We start from the raw sequence: 25481 nt of genomic DNA, 5'->3' as shown, positions 1-25481 counted from the left end.
GGGTTTTGCAAGATGCAGGTTGTATTGACTATCTTGGCTGCGCTTGTGCTACCGACTGTATTTTCCATTCTGATTTTAAAAATTTTTGTTGACAAGACACTTTCTATTTTGCAGGGCAAGAACAACCTCAACGCATTTGAAAAGCTCTTTTTGACACCTGTGAAAGACTGGGTAACATCTTTTCAGGATTTTCTAAGTGATATATTTAAAGAAATTGATCTTGCATACAACAAGATTTTATCAGTTGCTTATGACATCGAAACGAGTGCAGAAAAGAACCAGCAGCAATCCAATCTTGTGCTTTCAAACAGCAAGGACATTCAAGATTCTATATCAGGGCTTCTGGTAGCCTTGAAGCTTGTGCTTGAGCACATTGAAAGTGCCTATGCAAATATCTCAAGCCTTGAAGAATTCATGGCTCATTTCAAAGAAAAGAACCAGAACATTCAAGAAGACATTCAAAAGCTGCTTGCAGAGGTTTCAAGTGATTTGGAAAATATGGTTTTAGAAAATACGGCACACACCCAGAAGATGGCAGACCAAATAACAAAGCTCAAGGCTGTTTTCAAAAAAGTAGAAGATTTTCTTGACACAATTGTGAAAATTTCAGAGCAGATAAACATCCTTGCACTGAACGCTTCTATTGAATCTGCAAAGCTTGAAAGTGTGCTTGGCGAGAATTTCAAAACAGGCTTTCATGTTATTGCTGACCAAATCCGAAGGCTTTCAAATGATACAAAATCAACTGCAGACGAGATTGGAGACTTTATCATTGAGATTTCTGGCATAGTTGATGGAATTTCAAGTCTCAGCGAGAAGAGCAAGGACATAATATCAGCACAAGTAGAGTATGGCAAAACTACTTTCCAGAAACTAAATCAGGTTTCACAGCTTGTTGACTACATAAACAAGAAGATTTCCCAGGCATCAGAAAAGCTTTCGGTCCAGTACTTTATTGTGAATGACCTTAAGCACTATGTATCAAGACTTGAAAATGACTACATCGCTGTCGATAGGAGCACCAGCAGAATTTTGAGCTCTGTTGAGGTGAGCCAAAAAACTGCAGCAAGGCTTATGCGGCTTATGAACAGGCTTGTTGACATGTGCAGGGAGTTTGAATCTGTCAGAAATGACATTTCAGCAAAGATCACAAAGAGAGTAGAGATAGAGGTAAACCAGCAGCGTGTTGCAGAGGCTATTGAGACCATGGAAAATGAGGTGATTCCGCAACTTGTTTTAAGCTGGCAGAAAGAGCAGCATCACAAAGAGGTTATAGACCAGAGTCTTCAAAAGTTTTCTAATATATTTGAGGCTCTGTGGACAAACAACCCTGATGGAACGTTCATCTACTCAAATCCGCCAGAGGGCATAGAAAACGCAAAAGTCAGAGAGTGGTTCACAAAGGCAATGGCAGGTCACACATATGTATCTTCAGCTTACATCTCAGCTATTACAAAAAACTACTGCATCACAGTTTCTCTGCCTGTATATGACGGCTTTGGCAAACTTTTGGGAGTGATAGGTGCTGATATAAAGCTCTCAATGTGAGATGTTAGCAAATAGGTTTTTAAGGTTTACACTAATCATGTAAGTGGCAAGATGTTGCTTGTATGCTCTTTTTCTTTATGGTATAATTTTAAACAGAAGAAAAACTATAGATAGAAAGAAATTATTTATAAGGATGAAGTAGATGGAACAGAAAGTACCGCATAACCAGTATGATTTGACATTCAAAAGATTATTTCAGTTCAAGGAAGTATTTTTAAACTTTTTGAGGAGCAATATAAATAGAGAATGGGTAAATAGAATAGATGCTGAGAGTTTAGAGTTTGTTGACAGGAGTTTTATTAAGGACGAGTTTGTAGAAAAAGAAGCAGATGTCATATATAGAGCAAGATTAGAAGATACGGACATATACTTTTATGTGTTAATAGAACCACAATCCACAGCAGACAAAAGTATGCCGAGAAGATTGTTTGAGTATATGAGCTTGGTGTGGAAAAGACACATGGAAGAGAAGGCAGACGAGTTGTTTCCACCGATTATTCCTATAGTGCTGTACAATGGAAGAAGCAGCTGGAATATACCGACCCAGATATTTAAAGGCTTTGATATATTCAAGGATGACATGTTTAACTATATTCTGGTTGATGTAAACAGGCTTGATGATGAGAGGCTAAAAAGCAGGTTAGACCTTTTAAGTATTATTCTGTATTTAGAAAAGTCAAGAAGAAATGCAGAGGAGTTTATTGTAAAGCTTAGAGAAGTGTCAGAATATGTTTGTAAGTTACCACAGGTGCAGTTAAAAGTGTTTTGTTCATGGCTGCTCAGGATAGTAAAGCCGCAGGTGAGAGAGGAGATGAAAAGCAGGATAGATGAACTGTTAGAGAAGGTAGAAGCTGAGGGGGTGGAAGATGTGGGTGAGTTTATATTCAATGTTCAGCAGCTGATACAGGAGTATTACAAAGAGGCAGAAGAAAAAGGCAAAGAAAAGGGCTATGAGGAAGGCATACAGGAAGGCATACAGAAAGGTATACAGCGGAAAGAAGAGGAAATTGTGAGAAGGCTTATTCAAAAAGGTTTTGATGATAATTTTATAGCTGAAGCAACTGGAGTTGAGATTGAGAGGATAAAGAAGATAAGAGAAGGGTATACGAAATATTCTTAATTTTGCTTTGCAATTTTCAAATATCTGTGTTATAATAAAAGCAACAAATTCAAACATTCTCCAAAACAAAGGCGTTTTGGGGCGAAAGCTTCAAAACGCCTTTAATTTTTGTAAATTTCCATGGCTGTATATGATACCTTAAGATAAGCTTTTGGTTGTAATAGGTGCTGATATTAAGCTTTCTATGTGAAATGTTAACAAACAAGTTTGTTAAGTTTGATGTAGAAAATTAAAATAAAACTATTAAAATTATTTCCATGTGTTTTTTGTTAAAAAATTCACCATACAGACAGACTTAATGCAGGTGGTAAAAGGAGCTGAAGAAAAATGAAAAAGATTTGTTTTACAGAGACAGTTTTAAGAGATGCTCAGCAATCACTGATTGCAACAAGGATGTCTTACCAAGATTTTGAAGGTATTTTAGAAAAGATTGATGAGGCGGGGTATTATTCGATTGAGTGTTGGGGCGGTGCAACATTTGACTCGTGTCTGAGGTATCTTGGCGAAGATCCATGGGAGCGCTTGAGAAAAATAAAGTCAAAGGTGAAAAATACAAAACTTCAGATGCTTCTTCGTGGTCAAAACCTTTTGGGTTACAGACACTATCCAGATGATGTTGTAAGGATGTTTGTTCGAAAATCTATCGAAAATGGAATGGATATAATAAGGATATTTGATGCGCTGAATGACCTTCGAAACATCGAAGTTGCGGTTGATGAGACAATCAAAGCAGGCGGCCATGCCCAGGGCACAATTGTTTATACCATAAGCCCCATCCATAACCTTGAGATGTATGTGAAGATTGGTAGAGAACTTGAGAGTGTGGGTGTTCATTCCATCTGTATAAAAGACATGGCAGGTATTATGAGCCCAAAAGAGGCGTACGAGCTTGTAAAGGCTTTAAAAGAAAATGTAAAGGTGCCAGTTTTCCTTTGGCAGCACGCGTTTCACAGGTTGTGGGTCAAAAAGAAAATCCTTCAAACTTTCTTTTGATGCATGTAATGGGACCAAACGTTGCAGGAGTTATTGGTTCTGCTGTTGCAGCAGGTGTGCTGTTGACTTTGTTCAGGTAGTAGTCTTTAAATAAATATATCTATAAAGCCCTGTAGGAGGGAAGGACCTTTTACAGGGCTTTTGTTTGTTAATATAAAATTAGGTTAAACAACTGCAAAAATTTAAGATGATTTTTGAAATACTTTTATTATACAACTTTTAGTAAATTCCGACTAATTTTTTGTCTAACAGTATATAAAAAGTGACTTATTATTGTATTGTCAGGTAAAATAAGATATAATCAAAATTAACATACAAAATAAAAAAGGGTGGGAGATCTTGTGAAAAAAGAACGAAAAACCCAGTCAAAAAACAAGAGAGACTTCAAAGAACTATTTTTATCTTTTTTGAAGAGTGGTAAACTTGCAAAAAGATTTGCACTGCTTATAGCATGCATAGTTATTGTTCCAATAGTCATAATTGATATTTTGTCAATTACTATGTCTGTAAATTCAGTTATCAGTGAGAGCAAAAAGTCATATCTTGCTGCAACAGATTCTACTGCAAGGTATTTTCAGCTTGCAATAAAAACTGCTCAAAATAATGCAACTCAGCTCATGTCAAACGAACTTATTCAAAGGTATTATTCTGAAAGCAAACAGGCTGCTTTAGAAGATTATGAAAAAATTACATTACAAACAGATGCTCAGAAAGCATTGCAGAATATTTTAATTTCAAATAACATGATTGCGGGTATATACATATTGATAAATAAAGAAAAATCGTTATTTAATCTTTCTTTGGTTTTTGATATTGATTATTCAAAAATAAAGAATACATGGTGGTATAAAAAAATTATTGATGCGGGTGGTCCTACTTTAATAGAAGCCCATGATAAGGAATTTGATGAGATAGCGCAGAAGAATAATGCGAATATACCGGAATATGCTTTTTGTATAGGACTTCCATTCAAAGATATTTCAACAAATGAGACGCTTGGTGTAATGCTTTTAGATGTAAGCAAGAGTTGGCTCAGAGATCAACTTCAGGATACCCAAATATCACAGCAAGGTGGGTTTATGCTTGCTGTATCAACTCAGGGGAAAATAGTGCTTCCAACAGAATGGGAAAATAACTTCAAGGATATTCCAAATATTAACACTGAGTTTGTAAGAGAAGTTATCTCCAATATAAAAGCTGAAAAGGTTTCTGGAGCAATTGAAACTATATATTCTAAGCAGCCATACCTTATAACGTATTCACTTATACCAGATACTCCATGGGCTGTTGTTGGTATGATACCACTTACAAAGCTTATTTCAAGTGCAAGGAAGCTGGAGGTATTATCAATCATACTTACTATAATATTTACATTGATTGCTCTTGTAGTTGGAATCTTTTTTGCTCTTAGAATTGTGAAAGATATAGAGAAGATAACAAAGGCATTTGAGGTTGCAGAAAAAGGTGATTTGACAGTAAGTCTTGATATAAAACGAGATGACGAAATCGGTTTGATGGCTCACAGTTTTAATAACATGACTAAAAATATCAAACAGCTTATCGAGAAAGGTGTAAATCTTAGCAGCGAAGTAACATCCGCAATTTCAACCCTTTCAACAGTGGCAGGGGAAACTGCTGCAGCATCTAATGAAGTTGCAAAGGCAATTTCTGAGATTGCAGAAGGTGCATCCAACCAGGCAAAAGAAGCGACAAGCGTTGTTGAGGTTGTTTCACGTTTCGGTGATAAAATAGAAACTATTGTTGAATCATCAAGTAAAATGGAAAAACTAACTAAAGATGTATCTGAACTTTCTGAGAAGGGTGAAAGTGTTGTGGAGGTATTGAACAATGTATCGCAGGATACGGTTAATATAACAAGTACAATGATAAACACAATCAACCAGCTTGCAGAGTATTCAAGATCTATTGGCAAGATTATTCAGGTACTATCAAGTATTTCAGAGCAGACAAAACTTTTAGCTCTCAATGCATCAATTGAGGCTGCAAAAGCAGGAGAGGCAGGAAGAGGGTTTGCAGTTGTTGCAAGCGAAATTAGAAAGCTTGCTGATCAGTCAAAAGAGTCAACAAGAGAAGTTGAAGAGATGATTAAAAGAATTGTGAACCAGACTAAAGCTGCTCAGGATGTTGCTGATAAAGTAGAAGATGTTATTGAAAAGCAAAATATTGCAGTAAAAGATGTTGCTCAGGCTTTTGTTAGCATAAAAGAGGCAATGAGTAATGTTATAGAAGGAATTGATAACATTAACGAATCTATTCAGGCTATAGATAAAGAAAAGGATGTAATAATCAAAAGTGTTGAAAATATCTCAGCAATTTCTGAAGAGACTGCTGCATCTTCAGAAGAGGTTTCTGCATCAACCCAGGAGCAGCTTGCTGCAATTGAAGAACTTCGTGCCATGGCAGAAAGCCTTAACAAACTTGCACAGGATTTGAAAGATGCTATGCAGGTTTTCAAAGTGTAATAAAATTGTTTCACTAATTTTACAGTTTGGTTACAGATGAGGGAAAGCTATTGACTATTAAAAGACCGCTTGATAAAATTTTAGCTGTAAGTGATGAGGCTATATAAAAGGTAATAGTCTCATCACTAAAAAATCATACAAGGAGGTTTGGTGAGTAGTTATGAAAAGATTTAAAAGACTCATCGCTATCGTAACAGTATTGCTTTTTGCTCTCTCAATAATTGCGCCTGCGTTTGCACAGGACGAAACTACAACAGAACAGACAAGTTCTGTGTATGACCAGGCAGCAAAGATTCTCCAAGACAAAGGTATTTTAAAAGGTAATGAGCAAGGCGACCTGATGCTCGATAAGGAACTTACAAGAGCAGAGATTTTGGCAATGATCATCAGAGCAACAGGTCAAGAAGATGTTGTAAAAGACTATGTATATGCTGAGCAATCCTTCAGCGATGTTCCAAACACACATTGGGCATTTGCATATGTTGAGGCAGGTAAAGACCTCGGTATTGTAAATGGTTATCCGGATGGAACATTCAAGCCAGACAGAAAAGTCAAATTTGAAGAGCTCTGTAAAATGCTTGTTGCTGCAAAAGGTGAGAGCCCAGCAGCAGGAAAATGGCCTCTCAACTATGTAAGAAAAGCTCTTGAACTTGGATTCTTCAATGGGATTGAAGATGAAGTTGGAATTGGAGATGTTGTAATCAGAGGTCAAGCAGCAGTTGCATTTGCAAATGCATTCTTCCCACCTGAGAAGACAATAGTTGTTAAGGATGTTAAAGCAGTTGCAAATGACACAATTGAGGTTTATGTTGATGCATACCTCAACAATGAGCCTGCAACACTTGAAGATGGGGATGTAATTCCTCTTGATTTTGAGATTAAAGATGCATCTGATGAAACAAAGACAGTTGCTGTAACATTGATTGATTCTCAGGCATCTGACTTTGGTGCAGGAAAGCTTGTATTAAAGACAGCAGCGCAAACAGAAGGTGCTACTTATAAACTGTATTACAAGGGTAATGATACAGGCAAAACTTTTGTAGCAGTACCAGTACAGCTTCAAGTTGCAAAAGTTGAAGTGCCAAACTTGAAGCAAGTTGTTGTGACATTCAATAGAGATGTAAAAGAAGATGTTGGAACTAATGTTGCAAACTATATTGTTAAAGTAGGCGATAGTACAAAAACTGTTGGAGCAGTGAGATTGAGCAGCGATAAAAAAGTTGCAACATTAATTTTGAGTGATAATTTGGCTAACCAAGATAAAGTTTCTGTGACTATAAAGAAAGATGTTGGATTAACAACTGATTATACACAAACTGTGGGACCAGTGGTAGATTCTGTGGCTCCATCTATAAAGTCTGTTTTTGCTTTAACACCGCAAAAGATTAAGGTTGAATTTAATGAGCCAATTAACAATTATACAGATGTTGCAAAGTATACAATTGATGGAAGTTATTTAGTAAAAGAAGCTAAGAGTTTTGCAGAAGATAAGTCAATAGATCCAAATGTATTAATACTCAATCTTTATTCAGCGCTTTCAGTAGCTAATCATTCAATTACTATAAATGGTGTTACAGATGTAGCTGGATATGGCGTTATTAATCCTACATGGTCGTTTGAAGTAAAAGCTGATACTTCACCAATCGAATTAAAAGCTGCAACAGCAACATTGAGCAAAGTTACCTTGACATTCAACAAGCCCATTGCAAATGCATCTGTGTCACTTTCTAACGGTGAGATTGTAAAAGTTGATGTAGATGGTGAAAATGTAATAATTTATTCTAACAATGATGACTTAACAAAGTGCATACCAATTTCAGGTACTAATGTAACGGTAACTGTAACTGACTATAACGGTCAAAGTGCAAATATTACAAAATATGTAGTACCAACGGTTGACAATGAAAGACCAACTGTTAAATCTGTTGTAGTAGCAGATAGCAAGACAATAAAAATAACATTTAGTGAAGATGTAAGAATTAGTGGTACTATTGTTGTCAAAGATAAAGATGGTAATCAAAAAGTAGTATCCGCTATTGACTGGGATAGAGACAGCAATGGTAATTATATTTATAATACTTTAAAGGTTACACTTGCATCTGATTTACCAGCAGGTAATGTAACTGTGGAAGTAAGTGGTGTTCAAGACAATACACCGCTTAAAAATGCAAGCTTACCTGTAACAGTATCTGCTACATTGGCTGATACAAGTGCTCCATCTGTTCAAGCGATAGTTTACAAAGAAGATCCATCTAATAAGAAGACATATGTATATATTGTGTTTAATAAGACACTTGATGCTACAAGTGCAACAACACTTACAAATTATAAATACCTCGATAGCACGCTTACATTGAAAGAGTTTAGTGGAGCATCCGTATCGCTTATGGCAGGTAATAAGATTGTAAAACTCACAATACCATATGATTCAGCAAATGCATCTGTATGGGGCAAAGTAGCTTATCTACAAATAGTAAATGTTGCAGATACAGCTGGGAATAAATTGACAATTGCAAAAGCCAATAATGAATTTATGGTTGCACAACAAGTAAAAGTTACTGGTGCAAAAGCTGTAGCAACTGACAAAATTGAGGTATATTTAGACGGAATAATTAATGAGTATACAAGATATCCGGGCGACTTTGTAATTTCAGCTGGTCCAGCGACAATAAGCGCTATTGGCTCTGATTGGGATGCAACAAATGAGAAACTTACACTAACTCTCGGTACTTCGATAAATGCTGATGCAACATATACTGTTAATAACGTTAAATATCCATTAACACTCTCACTTAAGAGCAATACAACTATAACGAAGGATTTATTTGGAGATTCAATTGGAATTGCGCTACCGTCATATACAGTTGTGGATGGTATAGCTCCAAGTATTTCCTCAGTTAAAGCGACATATGACAGTGTAACAAATACAACATATGTAACAGTTAATTTCAGTGAGGATGTTAACGTCGGGTCACTAAGTGATGATGTAATCAAAGCACAGTTCAAGGTTTATATTGGTGGAACATTAACTGCACCAGATGGAATTGATAAATCAGATCATACTAAGATAAAGTTTGTATTTAGCAATGTTGACCACAGGTATAAATCAATTAAAGTTGATTATATACCAGACTATAATGCAAACAATCGCGTAAAAGACAGTGCATCAACACCGAATGAACTTGCTCAGACAAGTGTAACAGGAAGTTGGTAATAGGCAAATTGGAATAAAGAAGGGTAGGCAATATATGCCTACCCTTCTTTATTTTGAGGTTTTTATTCATGTATTGGGGTTGCTGTTCTGAATACTGTATTTTAATAGTTAGTTATATAACGAAGAGTGAGGTGAGTATTTAGCCCACCTTTTTTATTTTCACGCATTTCACAATTTTCACATTTCATTAAAATTTGTTTATAAAAATTTAGGCTCTATAATAAATATTGGGGTGGGTAGATAGTAAAAAAATATAGCACTTATTCTGAATGCCTGCTATAATTAAGATTGTTTTTAGGAATAAAAAACACACAAAAGAAAGGAGGCATCCAGAATAAGTGCTTAATCATAATTATATCACTGAACTTTTGAAATCAAAAGATATTGTTCTTAACCAAATAATTGAAAACGAAAAGGAAGTAGAACTGCATATAAGTCAGGTGCAAAAGCCTCATAAATGTCCTATATGTGGGAGCGTTACAAGCAAGATACATGATTATCGTATCCAAAGAGTAAAAGACATACCAATAATAGGTAAGAAAACATATTTAGTTTTAAGAAAAAGAAGATATGTTTGCAAGAAATGTGGAAAGAAGTTTTTTGAACACGTAAATTTTTTGGGCAAACATCAAAGGATGACAAGCAGACTGGCAGCATACATTATAAGTCAGCTTAGCAATTTAAGCAGTATGAAAGAGGTAGCAAGACAGACAAATGTATCAGCTTGGGCAGTTATGAGGTTATTTGACAAGGTAAGTCCTACCCAGAAGATAGAGGAGTTTTCTTTTGAGGCGATATGCATAGATGAATTCAAGGGAAATGCAGGTGGAGCTAAATATCAGTGTATAGTTGTGGATCCTGTGAAAAAACAGATAGTAGAGATTTTAAAAGACAGAAGACAAGATGTTTTGATTGAATATTTTAAGAAACTAAGGGATAGGGAGAGAGTAAAGTATTTCATATGTGATATGTGGATACAGCAAAGATATATTTTAAAAATGCAAAGAAAGTAGCAGACAAATTTCATTTTACAAGGTGGGCATTCAGAATACCCACCCCAACTCTTGACAAAGAACCTAATTAAATGGCAAATAAGACAACTAAAAAAGATGTTTACTTCAAATAAAAATATATTTACAAAAATTTATTCCCTTTGATATAATAAACACATAGAACATATTTTCTTTTATCACAAGAACTTCTACTTTGAAAAATATATTTAGATAAGGTATTTTGAAATTGGAGAGTTAAAATGAGTGCAAATGAAATCTATGAATTCAGAGATCCAGTTCATGGTTTTATTCAAGTTAATGATTTAGAACTGAAAATCATAGATTCTTTTCCATTTCAGAGATTACGCAATATAAAACAGCTGGCATTTTCCCACTCTACGTCTATCATGGAGCAGAACATTCAAGGTTTGGACATTCATTGGGCGTTATGCATCTTGTTACAAAAGCATTCAGGACAGTTGTTGAGAAGACAAATATTTTTGATATTCCTCAAAAAGAATGGTATACTCAGATATTGAGACTTATAGCTTTGATTCATGATATCGGACATGCTCCTTTTTCTCACGCTTCAGAAGAGCTTTTTCCAGATGATTTGAAACATGAAGATTATAGTTGCATGATAGCAACTCAAACAGAGATAGGAGATTATATTCATGAGATAGGAGAGAGATTCAAAAAACTCTACAGTAAAGACTATGATATTACTCCTGAGCTGATTTGTTCTATATACAAAGGAGAAAATATAGAAAATCCTGATTTCATGTTTCTAAGAAAGTTTATGGACAGTGAATTAGACTGTGACAAGATGGATTATCTTTTACGGGATTCACTTTACTGTGGAGTAAGCTATGGAAAGTTTGATTTGGAAAGGTTAATAAACACTCTTACCATTTGGAAAAATGATGAAGGTATACTTCATCTTGCTATTGAAAAAAGCGGAATACACGCTTTTGAAGAGTTTGTTTTAGCTCGATATTTTATGTTTACACAAGTTTACTTTCACAAAACTCGAAGGTTTTTGGATAATATGCTTTTTTCTTTTTTGAAGTCTGCTTTGAAAGAGGGTAAATATCCCAAAGACATTAATGAATTTTTAGAATATGACGATGTAACAATCAGTGAACTTATCAGAGAAAAGAGCAAAGAAAATGAATGCGCAGAAAGACTTTTAAAGAGAAAGATAATGAGCTGTATTTATGAAACACCACCTCATTCTAACAAAGATCAAGAATCTATTTATAATTTGATAAAAAACAGTCTTATACAAAAAATTAGCAAAGAAAATCTTCTTTTTGATTCGGCTGACAAAATGATTCATCAGATACCTGTAAAATATGAACTTGATAGTGAAAAAGCAATCCCTATAGTAGACCGAGAAAAACAAAGAAGTGATGTCTATAAGTATTGCTTCAGAGGTTATAAAAAAGATGCCTGAACCAATAAATATAAAAAGGATATATGTTTCTGAGGATAAAAAGGAAGAAGCAGAGGCAATAGTAAATGAAATACAGAATATGATGAAACGTTCAAATTAAAAAGGGGAGGGAGGCACCTACACTATGAAAGAAAATAGAGACCTGATATTGTGGCATTTGATAAAAGAGTTTACTAAACATTGCTCAAGTACAGGAAACAAAGTAGGTAAAAAGTTTTTGCAAAAAGTGGTGTATTTGCTTCAGAGAAAGGGGTTAAACCTTAACTATAATTTTTCGATTCACTATTATGGTCCGTACAGTAGCCAGTTAGAATATGATATACACAGATTAGAAATGAATAGATTAGTACGAATTGATCCAAAAGATGGATACACTCATGAAATAATTCCTGAAGAAGTATCTGATGATGAAAAATATTTGAGCCATCATGATATAGAGATGATAGACTCAAAAGAGATTAAAGATTTAATAAAAAACTTGTCGAGCTTTAACGCTTCTGAATTGGAGTTAATTGCAACAGTGGATTACGTGATAAATCAACTAAAAATTCGGGGGACTGATGAGCTTAATAAAAAAGAAATTATAGAAAAAGTGAAAAAATTAAAAGGCAATAAATACACCGAGAAAAAAATAGAGGAAGCCATTAAGTTTTTAGAAGAAAACGGTTTTGTAAAAATAGAAGGTTAAACTTATGAAAAAGATAATGTTATTATCTTCGCTAAATCTTTCTGGTTATGACTAAAAGCGAGGTGGGTATTTAGCCCACCTTTTTTATTTTCCCACATTTCACAATTTTCACATTTCATTAAAATTTGTTTTCAAAAATTTAAAAATTTATTCACAAATTACTGCTAAAATATTTTAAAGATGAAAAATCTTCATCGAAGGAGGCGCAAATGAAAAAATGAGAATGCCTAAAAGCCTAAAAGCTTATATGTGCCTTATGTTAATATTGACTTTTATAGCTACAGTGTTAATCTTACCATGGAATATATCGTATGCCCAATCAAATAGCAGTCAAAATTCACAACCAGATTTAATTGGTGTTGTAAAGAGTTTATCTGGCAGTAAAATCACAATCTACATTGCAAAGCTCTCATCCCAGAGCGATGGCAGAGGATTTGGAAGAGGTAGAATTGAGCTCACATCCAAAACACAGACAATTACAGTTTCAAGCAAAACATCAATTGTAACAAGAGTATTTCAAAATGGTCAGGTAACAGAAAAGAAGCTAACAACAAAGGACTTAAAGACAAATAACATTCTGTACATCTGGTATGCAGATAGCAAAAAGAAAACCATCTCAAAAATTCTTGTCCAGGGCACATACGACCCATATCAGACACCAGAACTAATTGGTGTTATCAAAAAAGTTGAGTCAAGCAGAATAACCATCACAGTTGCAACAATCGAAAGACCACAGCCAGGGCAAAGCACGTCAACCAATCAACCTCAGCAAAGACCAGTCGGTCAGCCACCTCAAGGTGGATTTGATAGAGACATGATGAATCTAAAGCTATCAAGCCAGACAAAGACAATCACAATTTCAAAATCAACAGTGATTGTCACAAGAACATTTCAAAATGGTCAGATGACAGAAAAGAAGCTGACTGTAAAGGATTTGAAAGCAAACAACATAGTTTACATCTGGTATTCAGACAGTAAAAAGACAACTGCAAAAAGGATTATGGTGATGGGAACATATAGCCAGAGCTCAAAATAAAGCAGTAAAAAAAGCGAAAGGAAGGGTGTGCATATGACAGAGAAAGTAAAACCGCTAAAAACTCCAAAGTTTAAGTTCAGTTTAAAAAGCAAGGCTTTAAAGAGAGTTATAATATCCACAGTAATTGTTGCAATTTTAGCAGGGGCAGGGTTTGGAATATACAGGTTTGTTCAGGGAAGAAAAAATCAAAATCAAACCATTGCCCAGAGGACTGCAAGGGTAACCCGCGGCGATATAACCGTCAGTGTCACCGGTTCAGGCCCGATTGAGTCTGCTCAGAGCGTAGATCTTACATCAACAGTGAGTTCAACCATCACAAACGTATTTTTCAAAGACGGTGATTCTGTCAAAAAAGGTGATGTCATATTTGAGCTTGAAAGCCAGGATGCAAAGGACAAGATTGATTCAATTAAGAGTCAGATTGACGATGTAAACTCCTCAATTGCAGATGTTCAGGAGAGTATCAAAAACCTTGTTATCACCGCACCAATTTCTGGGTATGTTAAAAATCTGAACGTTCAAGAAGGAGACAGGGTTTCAAAAGGTTCAACCGTTTTGACAATAATTGATACATCAAAGTTGAAAGTTACATTACCATTTTCAGCAGCGCTTTTCGGCAAGGTCAAGATAGGTGCGCCAGCAGTTGTTTACATTCCTGATATTTCCCAGTCAATCCAGGGTACAGTAAGCTATCTTGGAAACACAACTTACACAAATGACTACGGTGGCAAAGTTTTTGATGTTGAGATCACAATCTCAAACCCCGGCGCTCTGCAGGAAGGCATGAAGGCAAGTGCTGAGATAAAGGTTGGGAGTGAAGTATATCTTAGCACGCAGGACGCAACCTTGGAGTATGTAGACAAGGAAAATGTCAAGGCAAAGGTTGACGGTGAGGTTGAAGAGATTTTTGCAAGAAACAACCAGTTTGTTGAAAAAGGTGCTGTGCTTTTAAAACTTTCAAACGATGACCTGTCAAAACAGCTCAAGAATTATCAGACACAGCTTAAAAACTTGCAGGACCAGCTAAATGATGCAGAGGATAACTTGGAAAACTACTACATCAAAGCTCCGTTTGACGGAGTTGTGACCAACATAAACTTCAAAAAAGGCGATAACATAAAAGCGGGAGAGGTACTTGCAACTGTATTTGATAACAAAAATTTAGTATTCAGGGTTGACATAGATGAGCTTGATATTGCTAAAATAAAAGTAGGGCAAAAAGTAAATATAACAGTTGATGCTCTGCCAGAGACACAGACAAACCCGCTGACAGGGAAAGTAGCCAAAATCCCGCTTGTTGGTACAACCCAGAACGGCGTTACAACATACTCTGTTACAATTTCTATTGACAACCCAAAAGACCTCAAGATTGGCATGAACGCAAATGCTGAGATAATAGTAAACCAGAAACAAGATGTTTTGATGGTGCCGCTTGAAGCTGTGCAGAAATTTGGCAACAGATACTTTGTGTTTGTAAAAAGCTCAAGTCAAAATAGCTTTCAAGAAGGGCAAACTGGCGGATTTTTCCCGCAGGGAGGTTTTGGAAATAATCAGCAAAGCTCTGCTCAAGGCTCACAAAACTGGCGACAAAGATGGCAGCAGCAAGAAGGTAGCAGCACAGAAAGTGCACAGCAATCAGGAAATAGCCAGTCAAGAGGTTCATGGTCACAAAATAGTCAAGGCACAGGTAGCTCTTCGCAGCTGCGAACAAGAAGAATGACAAGTTTGCTGGGTAGCAGCTACTATAAAGGTGCAGTTTTACGACCTGTTGAGGTTGGTATAAACAATGACTCATACATCGAGATTGTAAGCGGACTTAATGAAGGAGATATCGTTGTCCTGCCACCGCTTTCAACAGGCTCAACAAGCACACAGACGCAAACTCAGCAGGGCTTTAACATAATGGGCGGATTTGGCGGACCTGGTGGTGGAATGCCGGGCGAATTCAGACAGTTCAGACAAAACCAAAGCAGCACTGGCACAAGAAATCAGTCGTCTGGCTCACAGGGAAGTAACACAAACAGGTAATAAAAAAAGAAGGTGAAAGCTTGCTATGATTGAACTTAATGATATCTACAAAATCTACAAGATGGGCGAGAACGAGGTGTATGCTTTAAACGGTATTAACCTAAAAATCAACCCTCACGAGTTTGTTGCAATAGTAGGACCATCTGGTTCAGGAAAATCAACCCTTATGAACATCATAGGATGTCTTGACACACCGACATCTGGCACATACATACTGGATGGTCATGAAGTCAGCAGGCTCAATGACAATCAGCTTGCAGAGATTCGAAACAGCAAGATAGGCTTTGTGTTTCAAAACTTTAACTTAATACCACAGCTCACAGCTCTTGAAAACGTTGAGCTTCCTTTAATCTACAAAGGTGTTCCAGCCTCTGTGCGTCACAAGCTTGCAAAAGAGGCTTTGGCAAGGGTTGGTTTGGAACATAGAATGCATTACAGGCCAAGAGAGCTATCTGGCGGTCAGCAGCAGAGAGTTGCAATTGCAAGGGCGCTTGTCACAAGCCCGCCAATAATCCTGGCTGACGAGCCGACGGGAAATTTGGACTCAAAATCAGGTGCTGAGATTATGCAGATTTTTAAAGATCTACATGCTCAAGGAAACACCATTGTCCTAATCACGCACGACAACAACATCGCCATGCAGGCAAGAAGGATTGTGAGGATTCAGGACGGTCAAATAATAGAGGACAAGGAGGTGAGCTGACAGGTGGCTCAGTTTGCTTTGGCTTTTAAAATGGCAATAAAGAGCATCCTTTCAAATAAATTGAGGTCTTTTTTGACTATGCTTGGTGTCATCATTGGTATCTGGGCGGTGATTGCGGTTGTTGGGCTTGCCCAGGGAAGCACAAAAAGCATAACAGACAGGCTGCAAAGGCTTGGAACAAATCTCATTCAAATAAACATCACAGGAAGAAACAGTAACCGAAACGTCACATATGAAGAGCTTCAGCAGTTTGCCGAGCAGCACGCAGAGGATATTGAGGCAATCGCACCAACTGTATCGAGCTCTGTCACGCTCAAGTATGGGACAAACACCCACGATACGACCCTCATTGGAACAACAGCAGACTATAGCACTGTCAGGGACGTCAACGTCAGTAGCGGAAGATTTATTTTGCCAATTGATGTGGACTACCGTCAAAAGGTTGCGCTTGTTGGGACGTACATCGTAAAAGATTTATTTAACGGGCAAAACCCGATAGGGAAAAAGATAAAGATAAACGGGCAGATATTCACAGTTGTTGGTGTTTTAGAAGAGCGTGCAAATTCGCAGCAGCAGTCAGACGATGACCAGGTGATAGTCCCTGTAACAGTTGCACAAAGGCTTACACGAAACGCAATAATCCGAAACTTTGCGATAAAAATCACGGATGGTAACAGAAGTGAAGCTGTAATGAACTATCTCAATGATTTTCTCATGAAGATTTACAACGACTCTACCGCCTTTAGAGTTTTCAATACAGCCCAGCTACTTGACACCTTAAACAGTGTAACCCAGACACTCACGCTCATGCTTGCCGGAATTGCTGCGATTTCGCTGATTGTTGGTGGAATTGGCATCATGAACATCATGCTTGTATCTGTCACAGAGAGGACAAGAGAGATTGGAATCAGAAAAGCAATTGGCGCAAAGAGAAGAAACATTCTTGTCCAGTTTTTGATAGAAGCATCTGTTGTGACAGGGTTTGGTGGAGTGGTAGGTATAATACTGGGATTTGTGACAATAAGAGCAATGTCAAAACTTAATATTGCAACAGCTATATTCTCAATACCATGGGCTATTCTTGCGTTTACGATTTCACTTGCTATAGGGATAGTCTTTGGACTATTCCCGGCATCAAAAGCATCGCGCCTCAACCCGATAGAAGCGCTAAGATACGAATAAGCTTGGAGGGGATTTGAAAGATGAGAAAAAAGCTTTTGACGGTTATTTTGTTACTTTGCTTTGTGGTTGTAAACTTTAGTCTGTTTTCTGCTTTTGCTGCATACAAGGACATTCCATCAAATGCAACCTACAAGCAGGCTGTAGAAAAGTTAAATAAGCTTGGAATTTTTGTTTACAAGGACTATTTCAAGCCGAACACTGCTATTCTGCGCGGCGAGTTTGCAGCTGCGATTGTAAAGATTTCAAACGCTGAGGATGAGGCAAATCTTCAGAAAGGGTATTCGCAGTATCCTGATATAAAGCCTAACACCACACTTTGCGGATATGTCAACTGGGCAGTAAAGAAAAAATACATGACACCAATGGCAGACAATAAGTTCCATCCAAACGACCCGCTGACCTTTGCCCAGGCAACAACTGCCATTGTGAGGATGCTTGGGTATTCCGACTCAGACCTTTCTGGCATCTGGCCGCAGAATTATATCGACAAGGCATCAGAGCTTGGGCTTATAAAAGGAATAAACCTTTCTGCATCGCAAAAGGTTCCGCGCTGGGCTCTCGCTTTGATGCTATCAAGACTTCTTGATACTTATGTCAAAAGCGGAGGAACTCAAGCTCAATCTACCCAGTCAGCTTTAAGTGGAGTATCAGCTTCATCCCAAAGCAACGGTACAAAATTTTCTGAGTATGTTGGGCTTTACAAATCATATGTCGTGCTTGATACGGGCAAAACTTCTTCAAAGCTTCTTTCAAATGAGGTTTTGACAGACAGCGGAGTGCTTGTGAATGCAACAAAGACGCAACTTGAAGTTGGGAAAAAGTACATGCTTCAGGTTGACGACAATAAAATCGCGAAAGTGTTTGGTACTGAAGCTGACTCTTTCCAGATTGTCAGCACAAAGGTAAGCAGCAAGACTGTATATTACAAGGAAAGTGGAAAGACAAAATCAATTACTTTGCCATCTTCAGCAACATACTATTATAACGGATCAAAGCAGAGCTATGACGCAATAGAAAATGTACTAAAGCCGAATCAGAAAATAAGCTTTATCTATTCTGAAGATAGGAGCAAAGTGGACTATATTGTAATTAAAGACATATATGCACAAGAGATTTATGGAAACTACGATGAGGTGCTGATTTTGGCAACTCCTAAAACATCATCGTCTTTGGAAGCAAACCAGGTTCAGACAAACAAGGGAATATACTTTGTTGCATCTTCAATAAAACCTGAAAACCTTGAAATTGGAGCAAAGTATGGAGTGTATATAAAAGATGATACAATCACTGCAGCTTTACAAAAAGTGTGGGTATCCGATAAGTTTACCATCAAAAATATAGATGATTACACACTTGATGTTCAGCAAAACAGCAAGACACAAAAGATTCAGCTATCAAGCAAGCCTTTGTATTACTATCAGGGGACAAAACAGAGCTATGAAAATCTACCAAACATTTTAAAAGAAGACCAGATACTCTATGTATCAAAAGACCCTGACACAGGCAAGGTTATGGCGTATGTTATTCAAGACCCATACGGCACACAGTACGGCAATTATATTGAGGCAATAGTTTTGCAGGATGCACTTTTGGACCCTGCTTTAGAAAACAATCAGGTTTTAACAGACAAAGGTATATTTTATTTACCTGATATAAACACAAAACTGGAGATTGGTACAAAGTATGGTGTTTATGTTAAGGATGACAAGATAACATTAGTTGTAAAAAAATTAAATACTGTGGATTTGTATGAGATTACAGATGTTGTTAGTGATACAAATGTAAAGTTAAAATCATCAAACGGCCAGGAAAACATAATCCTGCCACAAAAACCTATTTACTACTATAATGGCAATAAAATTAGCTACAGTGATTTGAAAAACGCGTTAAAATCAGGTCAAAAAATCTATTTTGGATACTCAAAGGATGAGAAAACTTGCGAGTATATTGTTCTTCAGGACCCATATTCATCTGAGTATGGTGCATATACTGAGGTTATCGTTCTGGCAGATGCGGTTGTATCTGATAAGTTATCTACGAACGAGGTTTTAACAGACAAAGGGATATACGCGGTAAAATCCACAGCAGGCAAGCTTACAGTTGGTGCAAAATATGGGGTATATATCAAAGATGATACAATCACAAAGGTTGTAAAGAAGCTCAACAGCGTCGATACAGCAGAGGTTACAGAGGTTATAAGCTATACAAATGTTGTCCTCAAAAAAGGCAGCACAAGCAGCTCTACTTTCCTGCCACAAAAACCTGTTTATTATTACAATGGAAGTAAGGTTGACTACAATAGCTTGAAAAACATAATAAAATCGGGTCAGAAGATTTATTTTGGATACAACGCAGCAGGAAATTCATATGAGTATGCAATAATTCAAGACCCGTACTATGACAGCTACGGCAAGTATGTAGAAACAGTGATTTTAGGAACATATTCAACTGCAAAAGGGCTTGATGTAAATGAAGTGTTGACAGACCAGGGAATTTTGACATTGCCAGAAAACCAAAATGTGAATTTAGAACTTGGTGCAAAATATGGGCTTTACATCGACCAAGATAATCAAATAACCCTTGTGTACAAGAAGCTAAATTCAACCGAAGGTGTGACAGTGCTTTCAGCCATTTCAAACAAAGTGACAGTTGACAAGGGTGGTAGTCAACTTGATATGATATTGCCTCAGAATATAACATATTACTATAATGGTTCAAAGATTGATTTTTCAACAGCACTTAGCAAGCTTCAGATGTCAACTTCGCTTGTATTTGGACTGTCTACTAAGAAAAAAGGATATGACTACTGTGTGATATTTGACCCTGTATACAGCAAGCCATACATTGCAGGTGACCAGACATATCTGACTTTGAAAGCAGGAGATTTGGATATAAGCGGCAGCAGGAAGTTTATAAAAGATGGAGATGTTGTAGATTATAGCTATATCCAAAAATATAATGTGGTTTATGAAGTAAAGGATATATGGGGCAGAAATAGTTATATTTTGATAGTGGACAACAAAGTTGACTGTTATCTAAAAAGTTATCAACCTACAAGGTTTACACCTAAAGCTATTGTTGCAAATGTATTTGATCCAACAACAGGGAAACTTGTTGAAAAGACATACGAAATAAGCGAAAACTGTGACAGCTCATGGATTTTGTCAGATACGTTCAAAACAGGCCAGAGAGTTTACCTCCTTTTAGGCTACGATGGCAAAGTTGTTGCAATGGTAAATCCATAAAAATATCTTATATTGACTTTTGCCAAAGGGACTGTCATCATTTGGATGCACAGTCCCTCTTTCTTTGTTGTTTTCGATTATCTTGTTACCAAATCATTTGTTTGTAAAAATCTTTTCAATGCGGTATACTATAGAGTAGATAAATTAATCTACAGGGTGATATTTATAATGAACAAGACAACAACAGTAAGAGTGGATATTGAAACATATGAAAGTTTAAAGAAACTTTCTCAACAGCTCAATCAACCAATGCAAAAGGTAATTCAGGAAGCCCTTGCAGAGTACAAAAGAAAAATTTTACTTTCAGCAACTGCTGAAGCTTATGCAGCTCTTAAAGAAAACAGTAAGCTGTGGCAGGAAGAAATTGAAGAAAGACAGCTGTGGGAAAATACATTGCAGGATGGGATTGAATAATGAGTGCAAAAAGAGGCGAAATATGGCTTGTAGATTTAAACCCAACGCGGGGACATGAACAAAGTGGTGTTCGACCAGCAGTAATAGTTTCAGTTGATGAGTTCAATTCATGTCCTGCTGACTTAGTGGTTGTTGTGCCAATCACGAGCAAAAACAAGAATATACCTCTGCATGTAAAGATCCAGCCAAAAGAAAGCAGACTTGACAGAGAGTCATTTGCAAAACCAGAAGATATACGGTCAATTTCAAAAGAAAGACTTGTAAAGAAGATTGGAAAATTGTCCGATGGGAAGTTGAAAGAATTTGAGGAGAAGATAAAGGTTTTGTTGGGGTTGTAACAAATATGTTGAACCATGGTTTGATATTTTGTTAAATACAGGAATAACAGTGGGTATTGTAAAATATTAGTTTAAAACTAAAAGGAGAGTTTCTATAATGAAGCAATATAGAAATAAGCTTCGGGAAATATACTTTTGGGGATTTTGCATTGTTAGTATTTTTATATTATTATGGCTACTAAAAAAAGGTAGGATAAGCAAGGAAGTGCTTTTAATAGATATCTTTGGGGTAAAATTTTTAAAGAACTATTTTAATTTACTGATATTATAAGGATGATTTAATTGGAAAAATTTTATTAATAACTGTCTTAGTAATTTCGTTCATTGAAATTTTTAGTAGTTCCTTTTTTAAATTTTTAGTTAGCTTTATTCTGTGTTTGATATTTTTTATAATACCAATTAGTAAATTTTTATCAACTTTATGTTCGGCTATTTTGAGATTGTATACATTTATTCTTTGGATATATTTATTTAAAGTTTTTTTAAAACTATAATTGGTTATAGTTATTATAGCGAATTTAAAAAATACATAACGAATTCTGTAATACCTCTTTTAACACAAGAAGGGGAAATATTCATGTTTATGCTTTTGGCATATAGCTCATATTTTAGTATTTGTTATCTGGCTGATGAATTCATAAATGCTAGATTTAAAAAATGTAATACTCATTGGTTCATATCAAAAATTTTTTATTGGTTTTCTATTGAAACTGTTACTATGGATTTTAAGACAATTTATTTCACATACTTTTTGTTTATCAATAGTATAGTATTTTTTGAAAAAAATGAAATAAGGAGAGAAATAGAATTATTAGATAAAACATTAATGACTCTTATTTTGATAACCGAAATATTTAATATTGCTTACAACAGCAGAAAAGCAAGATTGGATTCATTAAGAAATAATTGACCTCATACATTTTGAAACTAGTAAAACAACAGGCAAATTAATGCAACAAAAGGGACTTTCCAGATAGAATAGCACCTTAAATTAGGAAAGTCCCCTTCTATTTTTTACATCTTATTTTATCACACTAAATATTTCATTAACATCCAAAACAAGGGTATCAAATACCTTTATTGTCATACCTTTTTTGTATTTATTTATTGAGCAATATTTCCCATTGATATTGTTGCTGTAAACCTCAATGCACTCATTTGAAATGTCAACTATCCAGTACTCAGGTACTTGAAATTTTTCATACACAGACAGTTTAATTGTTCTGTCACGGTGTTCAGTCGAATATGATAGTATTTCAACAACAAGGCGCGGGGGTCCTTTGTACTTTGGACCATTAAAAAGCTTAGGGTTACAGCATACCATTATATCTGGCTGAAATTCGTAAATTTCATTTTGATTTTCAAAGACAACAGCAATATCACTTGTGAAAACTTCACACATGCCACCAAATCCAAGATGATTAATAAACGCTGTTGCAATTTTGTTCTTTACTCTATCATGGTTTGGATGAGCAGGGGCCATAGAAAAGATAAAGCCATTGTCATATTCAATTTTAAATCGGTTTTCCTCTTTTTGAAGGGTCAAAAATTCTTCGTAGGTGTAATACTCATATTTATTGGGGAAACTTACTTCCAACTTATACCCACCTTTGCTCAAAACACAAGACTTCTCTTTTTAATAATTATACCACAAACTTTTCGCTCTTTGCCACATTAGAAAATAGGCAATTTGTCAGGTTCTCAAAAAGACCTTCTATGTCAAAATCTTTATTAGGACTGTTTAAGTCATATTACGTAAACTCTCATCGCTATAAATTGTTGGATTGCTATGTCAAAAAGCTTTATTTTTGTTGACTCTACATCACAGAATCTTCCTTGCAAAAATCATATAAGCGGTATGCCCTATCATTCTATCATCGGGTCGCAGACGCTCTGGTACAGGCTTGTACTGACGCATCATTATTTCAACAACCTCAGAGACATAAAACCTATTATTTTGCAAAGCTGTTAGTGTCTCTGACACTTGATTTGTTGTTGGCACTAAAATCCCTAAATGTCCTGCCGGTTTTAGAGCTTCCCTAACAGATAAGATTGCTTCTTCAGGTTCTCTGACATCTAAAAAGAATGCGTCTAAATCCTTCTCTTCAATTCCATCTACAATTGACTTATTGTGCATAACTACGTTATCAAATTTAGAAAAGTTTTTTATATTCTTCTCAGCTTTTTTATAAAACTCTTCTCTTTGCTCATATGTATACACCCTGCCTTCAGGTCCAACAGCCATTGAAAGATAAAGGGTAAACGCACCAGAACCTGTGCCCGCTTCTCCAACTCTTTTACCTGGGTGTATGTCAAGTTTCATAAGAATGTAGGCTCCGTCTTTTGGGTAGACTATCTGTGTGTGTCTTTTTAAAAAATGCATAACGTAGTCAAACGTGTCACACGGGAAGACAAAATATTCAACATCATTTGCAAAAAAGCTTCCACCCGGTGGAATATGAGCAATTTTCTCTGTTTCAATATAGCCTGTTGGAAGGTTGACTCTTTTTGGTACAGATATATCAATAACCTTTTTAAATCCTTCTGGACCAATGATTACTCTCTTTGACTCAAACATATGCTCCATTTTGTGCCCCCTTCAGTTACTGGATAACAACAAATTATTTCTTGAACTTATTGTATATCTGAATATATTAAATACTACATGTTAATAAAATAATCAACTATATCTTCAAGACCAATAAGACCAATTACCTTGCCATCATCAAGAACAGGAACAGCTGAAATGTCATTTTCACGCAAAAGTTTTGCAACATCTTTAATATCGTCATTTTTATCAGCTGTGATTACCGCTTTTGTCATAGCAAGCTCAACAGGGTATGTTTCATAATGACCGGGCTGGCTGAGGAACCTATAAATATCTGCTTTTACGATAATTCCTTTTAAAAAGTCATTTTCATCTACGATAACTGCCACGCTCTTTTTTCTTTTCTGCATTTGTTCAAGCGCGAACTTGACTGTATCTGTTGGTAAAAGTTTTATAAAATCCTTGTTAATTATGTTTGAAAGCATTTTTCTATTCCCCCAGAATTAATTATTAATTTAAGATAGACACTCTACAATTTTATTATATACCCAAAATTTGCTTCGATACACGAAAAATTTGTAAATTATTTAAAAGACAAAAACAAAATTGACATATGCCAGAAACAAGAGTAAAATTAAAAGAAAAAACAAAGCAAGGAGAGAGAAAATTGAGACAGAATGTAATGCATCCAATTCCTAAAAATGAATTTACTGACGTAAAAAAGATGTATGCTGTTGTGAGTGGCAAAGGTGGAGTTGGAAAGAGTCTGATTACTTCATTGATTGCTGTGGGTTTGAGAAGAGAAGGTTATGAAGTTGGAATTCTTGATGCTGATATAACTGGTCCATCCATACCAAAGATGTTTGGTGTAAGTGGTGCAAAGATTGAATCAGACTCAAAAGCAATCTATCCTGTGAGAACTCACAATGATATAAAAATTATGTCAATGAACTTGCTTTTGAATAAAGAAGATGCACCGGTGATTTGGAGAGGTCCGCTCATTGCAAAGACAATAGAACAGTTCTGGACAGATGTTGGTTGGGGTATATTGGACTATCTTTTAATTGATATGCCTCCAGGGACGGGGGATGTTGCACTTACAGTTTTCCAGTCACTGCCGATAGACGGAATTATAATTGTGACCTCACCGCAGGACCTTGTATCTTTAATAGTCAAAAAGGCATATAACATGGCAAAACAGATGGATATACCAATCATAGGAATAGTTGAGAATATGAGTTATGCTATTTGTCCGCATTGCGGGAGAGAAATTGACATTTTTGGCAAAAGTAAACTCGAAGAAGAGGCAGAAAGGCTCAGCTTAAGAATTTTAGGACGTGTGCCCATAGATTCTAAACTTACCGCTCTTTGCGACAGCGGTGAAATTGAAAAAGCACAAAATTTGTATCTTGACTCATGTTTGAACATTTTAAAAAGTAATCTCAACGAATATTGACTTCTCCCCGCCCTGAAAGGGCCGAGGATTCCTGACA

The 25481-nt window shown here is 36.1% G+C and carries 18 protein-coding genes and 3 pseudogenes; 18 read left to right on the top strand and 3 right to left on the bottom strand.

The features are described from left to right. The first annotated feature begins 12 nt into the window (after positions 1 to 12). The 17 genes and pseudogenes from COB47_RS10395 (at position 13) to COB47_RS10320 (ending at position 22350) form a co-directional block, all read left to right on the top strand. Positions 13 to 1548 carry a methyl-accepting chemotaxis protein gene (locus COB47_RS10395; RefSeq protein WP_013291326.1) on the top strand — a complete coding sequence of 512 codons (1536 nt, stop codon included), beginning with the start codon at positions 13 to 15 and terminating at the stop codon, positions 1546 to 1548. Positions 1549 to 1690: 142 nt separating this feature from the next. Beyond that, a complete protein-coding gene (locus tag COB47_RS10390) occupies positions 1691 to 2668 on the top strand; it encodes an Rpn family recombination-promoting nuclease/putative transposase (RefSeq protein ID WP_013291325.1) in 978 nt (325 codons plus the stop codon). A gap of 327 nt (positions 2669 to 2995) precedes the next feature. Next, positions 2996 to 3613, top strand: a pseudogene (locus COB47_RS10385) (oxaloacetate decarboxylase subunit alpha); the annotation flags it as partial. Continuing rightward, positions 3589 to 3741 (top strand): annotated as a pseudogene (locus tag COB47_RS12030) (sodium ion-translocating decarboxylase subunit beta); the annotation flags it as partial. The pseudogenes COB47_RS10385 and COB47_RS12030, both read left to right, overlap by 25 nt. Positions 3742 to 4002: 261 nt before the next feature. Continuing rightward, positions 4003 to 6144, top strand: a complete 2142-nt coding sequence (locus COB47_RS10380) for a methyl-accepting chemotaxis protein (RefSeq protein WP_013291323.1) — start codon at positions 4003 to 4005, stop codon at positions 6142 to 6144. Between the two features lie 160 nt (positions 6145 to 6304). Then, the gene (locus tag COB47_RS10375; RefSeq protein WP_013291322.1) at positions 6305 to 9358 is read left to right on the top strand and encodes an S-layer homology domain-containing protein; all 3054 of its coding nucleotides are present in this window, start codon (positions 6305 to 6307) and stop codon (positions 9356 to 9358) included. 338 nt (positions 9359 to 9696) lie between these two features. Then, positions 9697 to 10403 (top strand): annotated as a pseudogene (locus COB47_RS10370) (transposase); the annotation flags it as partial. Between the two features lie 395 nt (positions 10404 to 10798). After that, positions 10799 to 11806 carry an HD domain-containing protein gene (locus tag COB47_RS10365; protein WP_237699036.1) on the top strand — a complete coding sequence of 336 codons (1008 nt, stop codon included), beginning with the start codon at positions 10799 to 10801 and terminating at the stop codon, positions 11804 to 11806. 124 nt (positions 11807 to 11930) lie between these two features. Beyond that, complete coding sequence (locus COB47_RS10360) at positions 11931 to 12494, top strand: hypothetical protein (RefSeq protein WP_013291320.1); 564 nt, start codon at positions 11931 to 11933, stop codon at positions 12492 to 12494. Between the two features lie 217 nt (positions 12495 to 12711). Continuing rightward, positions 12712 to 13530 carry a hypothetical protein gene (locus tag COB47_RS10355; protein ID WP_013291319.1) on the top strand — a complete coding sequence of 273 codons (819 nt, stop codon included), beginning with the start codon at positions 12712 to 12714 and terminating at the stop codon, positions 13528 to 13530. A 33-nt stretch (positions 13531 to 13563) separates the two neighbouring features. Further along, positions 13564 to 15558 (top strand): HlyD family efflux transporter periplasmic adaptor subunit, encoded by a 1995-nt coding sequence (locus tag COB47_RS10350; protein ID WP_013291318.1) that lies wholly within the window; start codon positions 13564 to 13566, stop codon positions 15556 to 15558. 25 nt (positions 15559 to 15583) lie between these two features. Next, complete coding sequence (locus COB47_RS10345; RefSeq protein ID WP_013291317.1) at positions 15584 to 16261, top strand: ABC transporter ATP-binding protein; 678 nt, start codon at positions 15584 to 15586, stop codon at positions 16259 to 16261. 3 nt (positions 16262 to 16264) lie between these two features. Next, positions 16265 to 17443 carry an ABC transporter permease gene (locus tag COB47_RS10340; protein WP_013291316.1) on the top strand — a complete coding sequence of 393 codons (1179 nt, stop codon included), beginning with the start codon at positions 16265 to 16267 and terminating at the stop codon, positions 17441 to 17443. A 20-nt stretch (positions 17444 to 17463) separates the two neighbouring features. Further along, positions 17464 to 20688, top strand: a complete 3225-nt coding sequence (locus tag COB47_RS10335; RefSeq protein ID WP_013291315.1) for an S-layer homology domain-containing protein — start codon at positions 17464 to 17466, stop codon at positions 20686 to 20688. Positions 20689 to 20856: 168 nt separating this feature from the next. Further along, the gene (locus COB47_RS10330; protein WP_041742550.1) at positions 20857 to 21102 is read left to right on the top strand and encodes a CopG family transcriptional regulator; all 246 of its coding nucleotides are present in this window, start codon (positions 20857 to 20859) and stop codon (positions 21100 to 21102) included. Further along, complete coding sequence (locus tag COB47_RS10325) at positions 21102 to 21440, top strand: type II toxin-antitoxin system PemK/MazF family toxin (RefSeq protein WP_013291313.1); 339 nt, start codon at positions 21102 to 21104, stop codon at positions 21438 to 21440. Before COB47_RS10330 ends, COB47_RS10325 begins: the two co-directional genes overlap by 1 nt. A gap of 577 nt (positions 21441 to 22017) precedes the next feature. Continuing rightward, positions 22018 to 22350 (top strand): hypothetical protein, encoded by a 333-nt coding sequence (locus tag COB47_RS10320; RefSeq protein ID WP_013291311.1) that lies wholly within the window; start codon positions 22018 to 22020, stop codon positions 22348 to 22350. 111 nt (positions 22351 to 22461) lie between these two features. Here the strand turns inward: COB47_RS10320 and COB47_RS10315 are convergent, their stop codons facing one another. The 3 genes from COB47_RS10315 to COB47_RS10305 all read right to left on the bottom strand — a co-directional run bounded on the left by COB47_RS10315 (position 22462) and on the right by COB47_RS10305 (position 24473). Continuing rightward, positions 22462 to 23037: a Uma2 family endonuclease gene (locus COB47_RS10315; RefSeq protein ID WP_013291310.1), complete on the bottom strand. Its 576-nt coding sequence runs from the start codon at positions 23035 to 23037 to the stop codon at positions 22462 to 22464. A gap of 225 nt (positions 23038 to 23262) precedes the next feature. Beyond that, positions 23263 to 24027 (bottom strand): tRNA (adenine-N1)-methyltransferase, encoded by a 765-nt coding sequence (locus COB47_RS10310; RefSeq protein ID WP_013291309.1) that lies wholly within the window; start codon positions 24025 to 24027, stop codon positions 23263 to 23265. Positions 24028 to 24101: 74 nt separating this feature from the next. Then, complete coding sequence (locus COB47_RS10305) at positions 24102 to 24473, bottom strand: CBS domain-containing protein (RefSeq protein ID WP_013291308.1); 372 nt, start codon at positions 24471 to 24473, stop codon at positions 24102 to 24104. Positions 24474 to 24655: 182 nt separating this feature from the next. Here COB47_RS10305 and COB47_RS10300 point away from each other — a divergent pair, with 182 nt between their 5' ends. Further along, positions 24656 to 25444, top strand: coding sequence for an Mrp/NBP35 family ATP-binding protein (locus tag COB47_RS10300; protein ID WP_041742815.1), 789 nt, complete (start codon positions 24656 to 24658; stop codon positions 25442 to 25444). The last annotated feature ends 37 nt before the right edge of the window (positions 25445 to 25481 follow it).

The sequence above is a fragment of the Caldicellulosiruptor obsidiansis OB47 genome (genome assembly GCF_000145215.1).
In the GTDB taxonomy this organism is placed as follows: Bacteria; Bacillota; Thermoanaerobacteria; order Caldicellulosiruptorales; family Caldicellulosiruptoraceae; genus Caldicellulosiruptor; species Caldicellulosiruptor obsidiansis.
The sequence above is the reverse complement of the archived record's forward strand: the minus strand, read 5'-3'. Positions and strand labels throughout refer to the sequence as shown.

Coding starts and splice junctions, on each gene's coding strand:
- COB47_RS10395 (WP_013291326.1), top strand. CDS start 13: ATGCAGGTTGTATTGACTATCTTGGCTGCGCTTGTGCTACCGACTGTA.
- COB47_RS10390 (WP_013291325.1), top strand. CDS start 1,691: ATGGAACAGAAAGTACCGCATAACCAGTATGATTTGACATTCAAAAGA.
- COB47_RS10375 (WP_013291322.1), top strand. CDS start 6,305: ATGAAAAGATTTAAAAGACTCATCGCTATCGTAACAGTATTGCTTTTT.
- COB47_RS10365 (WP_237699036.1), top strand. CDS start 10,799: ATGCATCTTGTTACAAAAGCATTCAGGACAGTTGTTGAGAAGACAAAT.
- COB47_RS10360 (WP_013291320.1), top strand. CDS start 11,931: ATGAAAGAAAATAGAGACCTGATATTGTGGCATTTGATAAAAGAGTTT.
- COB47_RS10355 (WP_013291319.1), top strand. CDS start 12,712: ATGAGAATGCCTAAAAGCCTAAAAGCTTATATGTGCCTTATGTTAATA.
- COB47_RS10350 (WP_013291318.1), top strand. CDS start 13,564: ATGACAGAGAAAGTAAAACCGCTAAAAACTCCAAAGTTTAAGTTCAGT.
- COB47_RS10345 (WP_013291317.1), top strand. CDS start 15,584: ATGATTGAACTTAATGATATCTACAAAATCTACAAGATGGGCGAGAAC.
- COB47_RS10335 (WP_013291315.1), top strand. CDS start 17,464: ATGAGAAAAAAGCTTTTGACGGTTATTTTGTTACTTTGCTTTGTGGTT.
- COB47_RS10330 (WP_041742550.1), top strand. CDS start 20,857: ATGAACAAGACAACAACAGTAAGAGTGGATATTGAAACATATGAAAGT.
- COB47_RS10325 (WP_013291313.1), top strand. CDS start 21,102: ATGAGTGCAAAAAGAGGCGAAATATGGCTTGTAGATTTAAACCCAACG.
- COB47_RS10320 (WP_013291311.1), top strand. CDS start 22,018: ATGTTTATGCTTTTGGCATATAGCTCATATTTTAGTATTTGTTATCTG.
- COB47_RS10310 (WP_013291309.1), bottom strand. CDS start 24,027: ATGGAGCATATGTTTGAGTCAAAGAGAGTAATCATTGGTCCAGAAGGA.
- COB47_RS10305 (WP_013291308.1), bottom strand. CDS start 24,473: ATGCTTTCAAACATAATTAACAAGGATTTTATAAAACTTTTACCAACA.